Origin of the sequence: Dongia sp. (assembly GCF_041906375.1) — a bacterium.
Lineage (GTDB): Bacteria > Pseudomonadota > Alphaproteobacteria > Dongiales > Dongiaceae > Dongia.
The window spans coordinates 626,869-641,458 of record NZ_JAYRJJ010000002.1 but is presented as its reverse complement, the minus strand read 5'-3'; the positions used below and the strand labels follow the sequence as shown (position 1 = coordinate 641,458).

Here is a 14,590-nt window from a genome sequence, read left to right as displayed (position 1 = left end):
GACCCAGCCTCACCTGGCGGTGAGAAAAGTTCAGTTTGCGACATGACACCTAGTCGTTAATCGACTATCAGCGGTCGCCCCAATTGCAGCCATCCTATAGTGGAGGGCCTAGCAATAAGCCGATTGTTGGAGTGGGAATGTCGAATGAGGCCAAGAGCGGTTGCCTGATCATCGCCTGCGGTGCGCTGGCGAAGGAGTTTATGGCCGTGCGCGCGGCGAATGGCTGGTCGGACAGTCAATTGGCGGTGACCTGCCTGCCGGCGATCTGGCATAACCGCCCGGAAAAGATCCCGGAGGGGGTGCGCGCTAAAATTCGCTGGGGCAGGAAGCACTTTCAAGAGATCTTCGTGCTCTATGGCGATTGCGGCACCGGCGGCATGCTGGACGAGGTGTTGAAGGAAGAAGGGGTTGAACGGATCGAAGGCCCGCATTGCTACGATTTCTTCGCGGGGCATGCGGTCTTTGAAGGGATGATGGAAGAGGAACTGGGGACGTTCTTCCTCACCGACTACATCACCCGCCATTTCGACCGGCTGATCTGGCAGGGCATGGGGCTGGATCGCCATCCCGACTTGCGCGACGCCTATTTCAGCCATTACCGCCGGGTCGTCTATCTGGCGCAGGTCGATGATCCGGCGCTGACGAAGAAGGCGGAAGCGGCGGCAGAGAGATTGGGTCTGGCGTTCGAGCGGCGATTTACAGGTTATGGCGAGCTTGCGACCTTCATGAAGCAGGCAGCCGGCGAAGCAAAGCAGGATTGAAAGAAAAGATGGCTCAGCTCATCACCGTCTACTGGCGCGACATCCCCGCCCAGGTCATCGTGAAAAAGGGTCGCGACAGCGCCAAACGCCAGCTCGACGAGCGCTTCGAGAAGGCGATCGACCGCGCCGCCATGCGCGCCAATCTGCGCGATACGGATTCGTACTTGGCGGAATGGCGCCGCGCCGCCCCAATCGAGGTGAGCGATGATCTGGAAGCCGAAGCGGCCAAGGCGCAGGCTGCCCTCGAAGCGGCCTTTCCGGAAGAGAAGCTGAAAGAACTGGTCGAAACCGGCGGCGTTGCCATCGCTGCGAACGAGGGCTGATCCGATGTACGCCGTGCGCCTCTGGTCGGTGCGCCACGCAAAGGGCCTCAACCGCTTCTACAAAGCCTTCGAGCGCGCGCTCGTGGCGCTGCATCCGCTGTGGAACAAGATCGGCTATGAGAAGGTCGAAGGTCCGTTCCAGTCCTTCGAGAAAGCCACCAAGGGCTTCCTGTTCGATTGCCAGATGTGCGGGCAATGCGCGCTGTCCTCGACCGGCATGTCCTGCCCGATGAACTGCCCCAAGACCCTGCGCAACGGCCCCTGTGGTGGTGTGCGACCGAACGGTCATTGCGAAGTGAAGCCCGAGATGAAATGCGTCTGGGTCCAGGGCTGGATGGGCGCCGAGCAGATGGGCGATCTCTCGAAGATCAAGGAAGTGCAGCTCCAGGTCGACAACAAGTTGAAGGGCCGCTCCTCCTGGCTGCGTGTCGTGCGCATGGAAAAGAAAGTGGGCGAATTCGCGCCCAAGCCGCCTAAAGCGCCGCCCGCGAAAAAACCTGACGTCGCCGCGGCACCGAAGCCTGCCGGCGAAGGGAAGGCCGCGTGATGGACCCGCAGATCGATCCCGCAGCCCCGCTCCCCTCGCTGCCCGGCCATTCCTCGGGCGGACGCCTGGAACGCATCCTGCGTGCCGGCAAATTCGCCGTGACGGCCGAGCTCAACCCGCCCGATTCCGCCGATCCGCGCGACGTCTATGACCGCGCGCTGGTGCTCTCCGAAGTGTGCGACGCCATCAACGCCACCGATGCCTCGGGCGCCAATTGCCATATGTCATCGGTCGGCATCTGCTCGCTGCTGACGCGGGCCGGCTATGCCGTGATCATGCAGATTTCCTGCCGCGACCGGAACCGCATCGCCATCCAGGGCGACGTGCTGGGTGCTGCCGCCATGGGTGTGCAGAACATCCTGTGCCTGACCGGCGACGGCGTGCAGGCCGGCGACCAGCCGGAGGCGAAGCCGGTTTTCGATTTCGATTCGACCTCGCTCCTCAAATGCATCCGCGGCATGCGCGACGAGGGGAAGTTCCTCTCAGGGCGCAAGATCACGGTGCCGCCGCGCGTGTTCCTCGGCGGTGCCGCCAATCCGTTCGTGCCGCCCTATGAGCACCGCGCCATCCATATCGGCAAGAAGATCGCCGCCGGGGCGCAGTTCATCCAGACTCAGTACTGCTATGACGTGCCGATGCTGCGCAGCTTCATGGACAAGGTGCGCGAGCAGGGCCTCCACGAAAAGGCGTTCTTCCTCATCGGCGTCGGCCCCTTGCCGTCCTCCAAGACCGCGCGCTGGATGCGCTCCAACGTGCCGGGCGTCCATATCCCCGATGCCGTGATCGAGCGGATGGAGAAATCCAAGAATGAGAAGGCGGAGGGCAAGCAGCTCGCCATCGACCTCATCCAGGAGATCAAGGAAATCGACGGCGTCCACGGCGTCCATGTCATGGCCTATCGCCAGGAAGAATTCGTCAACGAAATCATCCACGCTTCGGGCGTGATGAAGAATCGCCAGCCCAGACGCGCCCCGCGGCCCGCGGAACCCGTCAGCGTGCTGGCCTAAACACAGTATTTGTTCTCAGAAAGGATTGTTCGTTATGACCGATACCGTCGTCAGCTCGGCCACCAAGGAAGTCGTGATCGGCTTCGATCGCCCCTTCTGCGTGATCGGCGAACGCATCAACCCCACGGGCCGCAAGCTGCTCGCCGCCGAAATGGCGCAGGGCGATTACAGCCGCGTGCGTTCCGACGCCCTGGCGCAGGTTGAAGCCGGCGCCCATATGCTCGACGTCAATGCCGGCATCCCGATGGCCGACGAGCCGCGCATTCTGGCCGAAGCCATCCAGCTGGTGCAGTCGCTGACCGACACGCCGCTCTCGATCGACAGCTCGATCGTTGCGGCCCTTGAAGCCGGCCTCGCCGTCTACAAGGGCAAGGCGCTGGTCAATTCGGTGACCGGCGAGGAGGAACGCCTCGAAGTCGTGCTGCCGCTGGTGAAGAAGTATGGCGCCGCCGTCGTCGCCATCTCGAATGACGAGACCGGCATCTCGGAAGATCCCGACGTGCGCTTCGAAGTCGCCAAGAAGATCGTGCAGCGCGCCGCCGATTACGGCATCCCCTATAAGGACATCGTGGTCGATCCGCTGGTCATGCCGATCGGCGCCCTCGGCAATGCCGGCAAGGCGGCCTTCAGCCTCATTCGCCGCCTCCGCGAAGAGCTCAAGGTCAACACCACCTGCGGCGCCTCGAACATCAGCTTCGGCCTGCCCAACCGCCACGGCCTCAACCAGTCCTTCCTGGCGATGGCGATCGGCGCCGGCATGACCTCGGCGATCATGAACCCGCTGCACCCGGAGGAAATGACCGGCATCTGGGGCGCCGACGTGCTGATGGGCACGGACGCGCATTGCGCCCATTGGATCAAGCGCTTCCGCGAACCCGCCGCCGAGGGCGACGCTGCCGGCGGCCGCGGCCGCCGCGAACGCTCGGGCCGTCGCGGTGGCGGCGGTGCGAGCGGTGGTGCCGCGCCAGAGACGGCCGGCGCGTAACAAGCTCTGAAACACCCCCTCACCCCAACCCCTCTCTCCGAAGGGGGATGGGGTGAGGGCTCGAGGCAACTGACTATTCTCTCTTCCCCATCCTTGAACCCAAGGATGGGGTTTGGCATTTTTGGGCCCCAAAAGACCACACGATTATTGTAGGAACTTGCATCATGGCGGATGTCGGCACGGCGACCTTGGAAAACGGCAATGGCAACGTCGAAACGGCGTCGCTCGTCTTCATGCCGTCCGGCAAGCGCGGGCATTTCCCCAAGGGCACGCCGATTCTCACCGCCGCCAGGCAGCTCGGTGTCGACATCGATTCCGTCTGCGGCGGGCGCGGCATTTGCGGGCGCTGTCAGGTCGTGGTGTCGGAAGGCGAGTTTGCCAAGCTCGGCGTCACCTCGGATGCGCATCACCTCTCCGATTTCTCCAGCGTCGAGCAGCGCTATGCCGACAAGCGCGGCATGAAGCCGGGGCGGCGCCTCTCCTGCTCGGCCCAGCTGCTGGGCGATCTCGTGATCGACGTGCCGGCCGACAGCCAGGTGCACAAGCAGGTGGTCAGGAAGCGCGCCGAGATGCGCGACATCACGCTGGATCCGGTCATCCGCCTGCACTATGTCGAGGTGCAGGAGCCGGACATGCATGATCCGACCGGCGACCTGCAGCGCCTGGAAAAGGCGCTCAAAAGCCAATGGGACCTGGAAGGGCTGGATTGCGACGTGCGCGCCATCCAGGGCCTGCAGCAGGCGTTGCGCAAGGGCGAATGGAAGGTCACCGTCGCCGTCCATATGGGCAAGCAGATCACCGCCGTCTGGCCGGGCTTCCATGACAAGATCTATGGCCTTGCCGTCGATGTGGGCTCGACCACCATCGCCGCCCATCTGTGCGATCTCGGCACCGGCGAAGTGGTGGCATCCTCCGGCCTCATGAATCCGCAGATCCGCTTCGGTGAGGATCTGATGAGCCGCGTCTCCTATGTGATGATGAATCCGGGCGGCGATGCGGACATGACCAAGGCCGTGCGCGAAGCCTTGAACGATCTGGTGCAGGCGGTGGTCAAGGAAGCCGGCTGCACCCAGGAAGACGTGCTGGAATGCACCTTCGTCGGCAACCCGATCATGCACCACCTGCTGCTTGGGATTAATCCGATCGAGCTTGGCTGGGCGCCCTTTGCGCTGGCGACCGACGGGCCGGTGCAGATCTGGGCCAGCGAGATCGACCTCAAGGTGCACCCCAATGCCCGCATCTATGTGCTGCCCTGCATCGCCGGCCATGTCGGCGCCGATACGGCCGGCGTCATCCTGTCCGAGACGCCCTATGAGGCGGATGAGATGACGCTCATCGTCGATGTCGGCACCAATGCGGAAATCGTGCTCGGCAACAAGCACAGGCTCTTGGCGGCCTCCTCGCCGACCGGCCCGGCCTTTGAGGGTGCGCAGATTTCCTGCGGCCAGCGCGCCGCACCCGGCGCCGTCGAACGCGTGCGCATCGACCGCAACACGCTGGAGCCGCGCTTCAAGGTGATTGGCTGCGATCTGTGGTCGGATCATCCGGATTTCCCACGCGAGACGGAAGCCTTCGGTGTTACCGGTGTGTGCGGTTCCGGCATCATCGAGGCGCTGGCGGAAATGTTCCTCGCCGGCATCCTCACCCAGGACGGCGTCATCGACGGCGGCATGGCGGCCAAGAGCCCGCGCATCCAGGCCGATGGTCGCACCTTCTTCTACCTGCTGCATGACGGCCAGCCGCAATTGAAGGTGACGCAGAACGACATCCGCGCCATCCAGCTCGCCAAGGCAGCGCTCTATGCCGGTGCCCGGCTGCTGATGGACAAGCTCGGCGTCGACAAGGTCGAGCGCATTACGCTCGCCGGCGCCTTCGGCAGCCATATCGATGTCAAATACGCCATGGTGCTGGGGATGATTCCCGATTGTGACCTCGCCAAGGTCACGTCGGCCGGCAACGCCGCCGGGACCGGTGCCCGCATCGCCCTCCTCAACCGGGGTGCCCGCGATGAAATCGCGCGCGTGGTGAAGCAGGTCGAAAAGATCGAAACCGCGGTCGAGGCGAAATTCCAGGAGCATTTCATCGACGCCATGGCGCTGCCGCACAAGACGGCCCCCTATCCGCATCTTGCCAAGGCCGTGAACCTCCCCGAACCCAAAGCCGCCTCGCAGCCGGAAGGCGGCGACGAAGGCGGAAGACGGCGACGGCGGCGGGGGTAACCTTCAGTCGCCGCCCCCACCCCGACCCTCCCCCTGAAGGGAGAGGGAGTTGGAGCGAGGTGACCTGTGCAGACTCGGGCAGCAAAGCCCTCTCCCTTCAGGGGGAGGGTTGGGTGGGGGCGATCCAGATTCAATCTTGACGACGGCACGCCGAAAGCTTCCCTTGCGGCCATGACCCAGGCATCTGATCCCCGCGGTTTCGGCATCTATATCCATTGGCCTTTCTGCAAGGCCAAATGCCCTTATTGCGATTTCAATTCCCATGTGCGCGAGCGGATTGAGGAGGCGGATTGGCGCGATTCCTATCTCAAGGAACTGGCGCATTACGCCGCGCTGACGCCGGGACGCACCGTCACCAGCATCTTCTTCGGCGGCGGCACGCCGTCGCTGATGGACCCCAAGACGGCCGAGACGGTGATCGATGCGGTGGCGCGGCATTGGCGTATGGCCAACGATGTCGAGATCACGCTGGAAGCCAACCCGACCTCGGTCGAAGGGGCCAAGCTCAAGGGCTTCCGTGCAGCCGGCATCAACCGCGTGTCGCTGGGTATCCAGGCGCTCGACGATGTCGACCTCAAATTCCTCGGCCGGCAGCACAATCATCAGGAGGCGCTGGCGGCGCTCGACCTCGCGGCGAACACGTTCGATCGGTTCACCTTCGACCTCATCTATGCGCGGCCCGGCCAGACGCCGCAGCTGTGGGAAAAGGAACTGGCGCGTGCGCTGACCTTCGCCGCCGATCACATCTCGCTCTACCAGCTCACCATCGAAACGGGCACGGTGTTCGAGCAGGCCTATGCGCGCGGCGATTTCGTGCTGCCGGATGAGGATATGCAGGCCGAGCTCTTCGAGATGACGCAAGCGATGCTCGGTGCGGCGGGGTTGGCGGCTTACGAGATTTCCAATCACGCCAGACCAGGCTCCGAATCGCGCCACAATCTCACTTACTGGCGTTATGGCGATTATGTCGGTATCGGCCCCGGCGCCCATGGCCGCCTGACCATCGACGGCCGGAAGCTGGCGACGCGCCAGCACCGGGCGCCGGAGCGTTGGCTGGAAATGGTGGCGACGCAGGGTCACGCCACGCGGCAATCCGATGACGTCCCTGTGGACGCGCGCATCAGCGAACTCGCCATGATGGGCCTGCGCCTGGCCGAAGGGATTCCGTTCACGCGCTTCGAGGCGGAGGCCGGCCGGCCTTTCGCCGAATGCCTCGATCCCGCGCGACTAAGACGCCTAGGCGAGGGCGGATTTCTCGAGAGCCGTGACGGCCGGCTCATGGCCACCGATGCCGGGCGCCAGCGCCTCGATGCCCTTCTGGGGGAATTGCTCGGCTGAGGCGGCGCGCAGGCGCCTTGCCATCTCGATGGCGATGCCTTCATCCGAATAGGAGCAGCCGCCGGCGCTGGGCGTGAAGGTGAATTCGCCGAAATAGACGCCGTTCGGCGTGTCGTAGAGGTCGATGCGCACGAAGTCGAAGCCGCGCGACAATTGCGCGGAAATCTCGATCATCTCGGCAAGATGTGGTGGTTCGACAATGCGGTCCGGAAAATCGAGCCCGCCGCAGCGCACCGGAATGATGGTGAAATCAGGCACGGTGAAAAGTGCACGGCGATGATCCGGCGTAAAGCGGCCCACATCCATGCGGCCATGCAGAACGCGCCCGTCGCTACAGGAGAATTTGTAGTCATTAATCCGCTGGTCCGGGGCGAGGTTTTCCTCGACGATCAGTTTGTGCTTGAGATGGCGGTACTGCGTTTCGCGCGCGGCATGAAAGAAGTTCCGCTTGGCATAGCGGACAAATTGCGCCAGGCGCCGGGTTTCAAGCATCTCGTCGAGATAGAGGATGCTGCCGTAGGAATGGGTCGGCTTGACCACCAGCTTGCGGCCCAGATAGGGCGCGAGCCAGGCGGCGACCTCGCCCATGCCGGTCGATTCCTGCAGATGGAATATGGCCACGGTCCGCGCCACCTTCACGCCCGGTGCCCTGGCCTGCGCGAAGGCCTTGGCATGCTCTTTATCAACGCATGATTGCTGCAGGGGCGACCATTCATCCCGGATCATGCGATGGAAGATGATGTCGTTGAGGGTCGCGCGCGGGTGAACCGGCCGGCGCGGCAAACGGCGGTTGCCGGTGCAGAAACGCGGCAAAGCAAGGCAATAGTTGAATGCCACGTGACTGGGTACCTGCCGGCTGATCAGCCTGTGTACCGCCGTCGCCCCACGCTCCAACAGCGCGCCCGCCTTGCCGGCCATGTAAATCGCCTACCCACCCCGATGAACTGACAGGGGCACTCTAGGTTGAACGTGACGTTAGCGGCAAACGACAAAATGCACACAGACGGGGGCAGCTATTCTATTCGGATAAAGCGATCCGACATCGCGGAAATCCCACGCTTTCTCAACCCCGAAGTGGCGAAAGGGCACCGCTGCGAGGCTGGGTGCCCTTTCATTCCACGCGCGCCGCGGCGTTCCAGCCTTGTGACCGGGCTGTTACGTGCGGCCGATCTCAAACCGTGGCGATACGGCTGATGAACTCACCCGACAGGGCCCGCAACTGGTCGACATCGCCCGCCAGGGCCACCGCTTCCTCGCGCAGCTTCTCTGCTGCCGCGCCCGATTCGCGGGCGCCGGCGGCGGCGGTCGAGATGCGCTTGCTCACGGTTTCGGTTTCCGACGAGGCCTGCTGCACGTTGCGGGCAATCTCGTTGGTTGCTTCCATCTGCTGGTTGACGGCATCGCTCACGGCGGTCGCCTTGCCGCTGATGTCGTTGATCGAGGTGGTGATGCCGCCGATCGCGCCGACGGCCTTTTGCGTCTCCGTCTGAATGTCCTGGATCTGCGCCTGGATGTCGTCGGTGGCCTTGGCCGTCTGAGTGGCGAGGTTCTTCACCTCCGACGCCACGACGGCGAAGCCCTTGCCGGCATCGCCGGCGCGCGCTGCCTCGATGGTGGCGTTGAGTGCCAGCAGATTGGTCTGGCTGGCGATCTGGTTGATGAGGCTCACCACCTCGCCGATGCGGTTGGCGGCGGCGGCCAGGTTCTGCATGGTGCCGCTGGTCTCATTGGCCTCGCCGACAGCGCGTTCCGCCGCGGCCGAGGTCTCCGTCACCTGCCGGGAGATGTCGCCGATCGAGGCGGTCAATTCCTCGGTCGCGGCGGCCACGGCCTCGACATTGCGCGCCACGCGTTCGGCCGCATCATTGGCCGAGCCGACATCGCCGGTGGTGCTGCCGGCCTGCGTCGCAACGGAATCGGCGCCGCCTTTGAGATTGTTGGCGGCATCGGCGACGCGGTCGACGACGCCCAGCACCGATTGGCGGAACTGCTCGGCGACACCCTGAAGCGCCTTCGCCCGGTCCGCCTGAGCCGCAGCCCGCTCGGTCTCCTGGGCCGCCTGCAGGCGATTGCGCTCTTCCATCCCGGTCTTGAACAGGCTGACCGTGCGCGCCATCACGCCGATCTCGTCATGGCGATCGGTATGCCCGACCTCGACCGACAGGTTGCCCGCACCGATCGCCGAAAGCGATTCACGCAATTGCGTGAGCGGCCGCAACAGGCGGCGCGTGACCCAGAAGCCCAGGATCACCAGGATCGCCGTGATGACCAGCGTCACCAGGCCGAAATTGATCAACAGACTGTCGACCAGGGCGAAATAGTCGCTCTTCTTGACGCCGACATAGAGGATGCCGATGGTTTCGCCGGCCTCGTTCTTGATCGGGTCATAGCCGGTGAAGAAGGTCTGGCCGAGAATATCGACGGTGCCGTGATAGGGATTCCCCTGGACCAGCACGGAATCATAGGCCGCGTTCTTTGCGAGCTGCGTGCCGACGGCGCGGCCAGATCCATCCGGCTTCATCACATTCGTGGCGACACGGGTGTCGCCCATGAAGATGGTGGCGGTCCCGCCGACCAGTTCCTTGATCTTGTCGACGACGGCCAGATTGTCGTTGAGCAGCGTCTCGCCGGCATAAAGTTTGCCGTCCTTCACGCTGAAAGTGGTGCCGCTTTGCTTCAACACATCCCAAGCCACGCGCATGCTGGTCTGCTGTGCCGCCGTCGCCTGCTCGGCCATCTTGTCCGAGACCAGGAGATAGGCCGACACAACGAGGCCAGCCGACAGCAAAACCAGAAAGGCGCCGATGGCGATCGTCATGCGCCCGGCGATAGAGATCTTCTTAAACATGTAGGACAGCCTCCAAAAATGGCGGCGACGCGGGCGGTAAAAAAGCGCGCCCGCGAAGCAAACTTAGGTTTGCTTGTGTCATACAAAAGCTAAGAAAAGGTGACCGCGATCTAGGTTTGGCGGGAGCCGAATTAGGCTGTTATTCCATGAACTTAATGGACGGACTTTGGTCCTGCCAGGTTGCTTGGCCGGCCTTCAGTTGATCGCGGCGGCAAAGGTGCCGGGTGCCGGGTCCTTCACCGTGAAGGTGCCGGGGGCGATCTCCATCACGGCAAGGCCGCGTTCGGTCTTGCCGTCGGCGCTGAGGCGGAAGACGCCGGTGATGCCGGAGAAGCCCGAAGGGTCGGTCATGCGCGTGGTGGTGAAATCGCCGCCTTCTTTCGACTGCGCGAGTGCGGCGGCGAGGGTGACGGCGTCATAGACGATGCCGGCGCGGGGATCCGGCTGGCTGCCGTAAAGGTTGGCATAGCGTTGCGCGAAACTCTGGAAACGCTCCGGCGCCGGGGCCGCGAACCAGCCGCCGACCAAAGCCGGCTCGGCGGCCACGGCCGGGTCCTGCCATTGCGCGGTGCCGAGAAGGCGCACGAGGCCCGTGGGAATTTCAAAGGCCGGCAGCATGGCGGCGAAGGCGCGCACGCGCTGCCCACCTTCGGGAATCATCAGCGCATCGAAGCCGCTGCGCTTGTAGGCGTCAGCCATTTCCCGGACCGGCAAAGTGAGATCAGGCGATTTCGGGTCATAGAAGGTGACCTGCGAGATGGTGCCGCCGGCTTTCACGACCGATTCCTGATATGCGGCGAGCACGAGGCGGCCATAGGCGGAATTGGGCGTCATGATCGCAAAGCGCTTCACGCCTTGGCTGGCGGCATAGGCGACGACGCGGGCAATCTGGCTTTCGGGCGTGACGCCCAGGATATAGACGCCGGGCTGCGCCTGGGAGGAATCGTTGCTGAAGCTCACCATGGGCACGCGCGCGGCGGTGACGGGGGCCGCGGCCTGTTTGAGTTCCGCGCCGAAGAGCGGGCCCAAGACGATGTCGGCCTTGTCGGAGAGCGCTTCACGCGCCGCCGCCGCCGGTCCGCCCGAGGTGGCGCTGTCGCGCACCACCAGCTTGAAATTGTCGCCGCCCACGTCGAACAGGCCCATCTCGGCCGCCTGCAGCATCGACCGCCCGAGGCTCGCCTGCTGGCCGGAGAGGGGCAGCAACAGGCCCACCTTGATATCGGTATCGATCGGCTCGACCGGGGTGCTGGGGGTGACGACCGGCGGCGTCACCACCGGCGGCGGGGCCGGCTGGCTAACCGGCGGCGGCGGCGCTACGGTGGGGGCACAGGCGGCAAGGCTCGTTACCAAGACGAAGCTCGACAAGACGGCACCCGCCAAGGCAGAGAAGGGGCGCTGCGATTTCGATACTTCCGTCATGGTCACTCCGGCGGGCAAATAATTGAGAACAGATGACAAAGCCTAACGATAGCGGCCCCTCAAGTAAACCGACGTCAGGCCGGGAAGCGGGCGAATTGGGGCTGGTGGCGACGCCGATCGGCAATCTGGGCGACCTCACGCCACGGGCCGCCGATTACCTCAAGGCGGCCGATTCCATCGCCTGCGAGGACAGCCGCATCACCATCCGCCTGCTGCAGCATCTGGGCATCAAGAAGCCGCTGCTCTCCTATCATGACCACAATGCCGACGAGATGCGGCCCAGATTGATCGAGCGCCTGCGGCGGGGGGAGAAGATCGCCCTTGTCTCCGATGCCGGTACGCCGCTCATCTCCGATCCCGGCTTCAAACTGGTGCGCGAGGCGGCAGCGCAAGGCTTGGCGGTGACGGCCCTGCCGGGCCCCTCGGCACCGATCATGGCGCTCATTCTCTCCGGCCTGCCCACCGATCGGTTCCTGTTCCTCGGTTTCCTTGCCGCCAAATCGGCCGCGCGCCGTTCGGAACTGGAGGAGGTGGCCGCCTTGCGCGCCAGCCTCATCCTTTTTGAAACCGCACCCCGCCTGGTGGCGGCCCTGGGCGATCTGCGCGCGGTTCTGGGCGACCGGCCGGCAGCGGTGGCGCGGGAGCTGACCAAGATGTTCGAGGAGGTTCGCCGCGGATCGCTGCAGGAACTGCTCGACCATTACACGGAGGCCGGCCCGCCCAAGGGCGAGATCGTCATCGTCGTCGGTCCGCCTTTGCCCGCTGCCGAGGCCGATGCCGGGGACCTCGACGCAGCGCTCCTCAAGGCGCTGGCCGCGATGCGGGTGAAGGAGGCGGCCGAGGCAGTCGCCGCCGCCAGCGGCCTCCCGAAGCGGCAGGTCTATCAGCGGGCGCTCGAGCTCAAGCAGGCACAAGAACGGGACCCAGAACGAGGCGATGACTAGCGCGCGGCAGCAGCGGGGAAAGAAAGCGCGGCGGCGGGGGCTGTTCGCGGAAAGCCTCGCCGTGGCCTATCTCCGTCTCAAGGGCTACCGGGTCCTGGAACGCAACTGGCGCTCGAAGCTGGGCGAGATCGACATACTGGTGCGCAAGGGCAGGGTCCTGGCCCTGGTCGAGGTGAAGACCCGGGCCGACCGGGGACTGGCCAGCGGTGCGGTGCTGGCCCCCCAACGGCAAAGGTTGATGCGGGCATTGGGTCATTACTTGAAGACCCGGCCGGAGCTTGCCGGGCTGGATCTGCGCTGCGACGTCATCGCCCTCGGCCGGTTCGGCTGGCCGATCCACCTCCGGGATGCCTGGCGAGTCGAGTTCTGACAAATAGTTAGCGGAGATCGTTAATACATCTCTTGAGCCCGAGTCGGAGTTCGGGCATGATTCGCCCCATGAACCCGGCCCCGTCGCCAGCCAAGTCGCCCGTTGTGCGTTTTGTCGAACGTCTTCCGCTGCGCCTGGCCGCCGGGGGGGCTCCAGGCTGTTTGTTGGCTGCCTTCCTGCTGGCCGGCTGTTCGCCGGTCGGGACCGCCGTCGGCGTGGCCGCCACCACCATCAACCTTGCCACCCAGGAACGCGGCCTGGTCAAAGGGGTCGACGACAACCTGACCTGGGTCGGCATCAACGAACGGCTGCTGCGCAAGGACCAGTATCTCTTCCAGAAGGTCAGCCTGCAGGTGCACGAAGGCCGGGTACTGCTGACCGGCTATGTGCAGAAGCCTGAGGATCGCCTCGCCGCCTCTGAGATTGCGTGGGCTTCGAGCGGTGTGCGCGAGGTGATGAACGAGATCAAGATTGGCCGCGGCCTCGACCTTGGCGATTATTCGGAGGATGCCTGGCTGATCAACCGCCTGCGCCTGAAACTGATGGCGGACCGGCAGATCCGCGCCAATAATTTCAGCATCGATTGCATCCGATCGACCATCTATCTGATGGGCGTCGCCCAGAACGATACCGAGCGCCAGCGCGTCATCGACCATGCCCGCGATATCGCCTATGTGCGCGAGGTAGTGAGCCGCGTGCGCCTCGTCAGCGATCCGCTGCCGCCGGTGCCGGCGCAAAAACCGACGACGGAGCCGGGGCCGGTCGATGCGCCCGTGGTGGCAACGACGCAAACGCCGCTGCCGGCGGCAAGCCCCATCCCGCAATCCGCCAGCCTCAATCCGCCGGATTTGCCCAAATCGACGCAACCAGCTTCGCAGAAGGGCGTTTCGGCTTCACTGCCGTAACCCCGACCCAGCCTACGCAATACATGCCAGAGACCAACGCCCGCGCCGATATCGAGGCCGACCTGACCCGGATCGGCGCCCTGAGCGATGCCGAGATCGACCTTGCCGAAGCGGCCTTGGCGCTGGCCGCCAGTGACCGGCCCGATACCAGCCGCCATGCCTATCAGGCACATCTGGCGGCCATTGCCGACGCGATGGCATTGGCCGCCAACCTGCCGTCGCTGGCGCTGGGCGGGCAGCAGGGGTTGTCGGCGCGCTGCCGGCTGCTCGCCGACATCATGGCCGGCGAGTTTGCCTATCGCGGCGACCGGGTCAATTACGACGATTTGCAGAATGCCGACCTGATGCGGGTGATCGACCGCCGCCAGGGCCTGCCCGTGGCGCTCGCCATCCTCTATATCCATGCCGCGCGCAGCCAGGGCTGGTCGGTCGAGGGCGTCAATTTCCCCGGCCATTTTGTCATTCGCCTGTTTCACGACGGCAAGGCCGCGATCCTCGATCCCTTCGATGGCGGCCTCATGCTGGAAACCGGCGATCTGCGGCAGCGCCTGAAGACCACCATCGGCGAGGCGGCCGAATTGCAGCCCAGCCATTATGCCGCCATCGGCAATCGCGACATCCTGCTGCGCCTGCAGAACAACATCAAAGTGCGCCTCATCCAGGACGGCAACCTGGCGCACGCCGCCGCCGTGGTCGAACGCATGCTGCTGATCGCCCCCGCTGCCGCCCCCTTCTGGCGCGAGGCCGGCCTCATCCATTCGCGGCTCGGCAATCTGCTCGCCGCCAAGCTCGCCTTGTCGCGGTTTCTCGAAATCGCCGACAATGACGCGCAGCGCCACCAGGCGGCCCGCCTGCTGCAGGACATTACCCAGCGGCTGCAATAGCCCATCGAAGAGAGTTGCGCCCCGACTTCCGGCCGCT

Annotated in this window: 14 protein-coding genes; 11 read left to right on the top strand and 3 right to left on the bottom strand. The window is 64.5% G+C overall.

Features of this window, described 5'->3' with window-relative positions; translation table 11 throughout:
* Positions 1-137 precede the first annotated feature (137 nt).
* The 7 genes from ACE3OA_RS09840 to hemW all read left to right on the top strand — a co-directional run bounded on the left by ACE3OA_RS09840 (position 138) and on the right by hemW (position 7,180).
* Positions 138-761, top strand: coding sequence for a DUF1638 domain-containing protein (locus ACE3OA_RS09840; RefSeq protein ID WP_374310493.1), 624 nt, complete (start codon positions 138-140; stop codon positions 759-761).
* Positions 762-769: 8 nt separating this feature from the next.
* A complete protein-coding gene (locus tag ACE3OA_RS09835) occupies positions 770-1,084 on the top strand; it encodes a virulence factor (protein WP_374310491.1) in 315 nt (104 codons plus the stop codon).
* Positions 1,085-1,088: 4 nt separating this feature from the next.
* The gene (locus ACE3OA_RS09830) at positions 1,089-1,631 is read left to right on the top strand and encodes a methylenetetrahydrofolate reductase C-terminal domain-containing protein (RefSeq protein WP_374310489.1); all 543 of its coding nucleotides are present in this window, start codon (positions 1,089-1,091) and stop codon (positions 1,629-1,631) included.
* Positions 1,631-2,638 (top strand): methylenetetrahydrofolate reductase, encoded by a 1,008-nt coding sequence (locus ACE3OA_RS09825; RefSeq protein ID WP_374310487.1) that lies wholly within the window; start codon positions 1,631-1,633, stop codon positions 2,636-2,638. Before ACE3OA_RS09830 ends, ACE3OA_RS09825 begins: the two co-directional genes overlap by 1 nt.
* A 34-nt stretch (positions 2,639-2,672) precedes the next feature.
* The gene (locus ACE3OA_RS09820; protein WP_374310485.1) at positions 2,673-3,623 is read left to right on the top strand and encodes a methyltetrahydrofolate cobalamin methyltransferase; all 951 of its coding nucleotides are present in this window, start codon (positions 2,673-2,675) and stop codon (positions 3,621-3,623) included.
* A 164-nt stretch (positions 3,624-3,787) separates the two neighbouring features.
* A complete protein-coding gene (locus ACE3OA_RS09815; RefSeq protein ID WP_374310483.1) occupies positions 3,788-5,842 on the top strand; it encodes an ASKHA domain-containing protein in 2,055 nt (684 codons plus the stop codon).
* Between the two features lie 171 nt (positions 5,843-6,013).
* Positions 6,014-7,180 carry a radical SAM family heme chaperone HemW gene (hemW, locus tag ACE3OA_RS09810; protein ID WP_374310481.1) on the top strand — a complete coding sequence of 389 codons (1,167 nt, stop codon included), beginning with the start codon at positions 6,014-6,016 and terminating at the stop codon, positions 7,178-7,180.
* Here hemW and ACE3OA_RS09805 read toward each other — a convergent pair.
* From ACE3OA_RS09805 to ACE3OA_RS09795, 3 genes are all read right to left on the bottom strand, one after another.
* Positions 7,079-8,098: an ATP-grasp fold amidoligase family protein gene (locus ACE3OA_RS09805; protein WP_374310478.1), complete on the bottom strand. Its 1,020-nt coding sequence runs from the start codon at positions 8,096-8,098 to the stop codon at positions 7,079-7,081. The genes hemW and ACE3OA_RS09805 overlap by 102 nt on opposite strands.
* A gap of 253 nt (positions 8,099-8,351) precedes the next feature.
* Entirely contained in the window at positions 8,352-10,028 is a 1,677-nt protein-coding gene (locus ACE3OA_RS09800) for a methyl-accepting chemotaxis protein (RefSeq protein WP_374310476.1), read from the bottom strand.
* Positions 10,029-10,223: 195 nt separating this feature from the next.
* Positions 10,224-11,450: a penicillin-binding protein activator gene (locus ACE3OA_RS09795; RefSeq protein ID WP_374310474.1), complete on the bottom strand. Its 1,227-nt coding sequence runs from the start codon at positions 11,448-11,450 to the stop codon at positions 10,224-10,226.
* Between the two features lie 32 nt (positions 11,451-11,482).
* Between ACE3OA_RS09795 and rsmI the strand changes: the two genes are divergently transcribed.
* The 4 genes from rsmI to ACE3OA_RS09775 are packed head-to-tail and all read left to right on the top strand — an operon-like array spanning position 11,483 to position 14,553.
* Complete coding sequence (gene rsmI, locus ACE3OA_RS09790) at positions 11,483-12,394, top strand: 16S rRNA (cytidine(1402)-2'-O)-methyltransferase (RefSeq protein WP_374310472.1); 912 nt, start codon at positions 11,483-11,485, stop codon at positions 12,392-12,394.
* On the top strand, positions 12,387-12,764 hold the full coding sequence (locus ACE3OA_RS09785) for a YraN family protein (RefSeq protein WP_374310470.1): 378 nt from the start codon (positions 12,387-12,389) through the stop codon (positions 12,762-12,764). The genes rsmI and ACE3OA_RS09785 overlap by 8 nt, the downstream gene beginning before the upstream one ends.
* 56 nt (positions 12,765-12,820) lie before the next feature.
* Entirely contained in the window at positions 12,821-13,669 is an 849-nt protein-coding gene (locus ACE3OA_RS09780; RefSeq protein WP_374310468.1) for a BON domain-containing protein, read from the top strand.
* 23 nt (positions 13,670-13,692) lie between these two features.
* On the top strand, positions 13,693-14,553 hold the full coding sequence (locus ACE3OA_RS09775) for a SirB1 family protein (protein ID WP_374310465.1): 861 nt from the start codon (positions 13,693-13,695) through the stop codon (positions 14,551-14,553).
* The last annotated feature ends 37 nt before the right edge of the window (positions 14,554-14,590 follow it).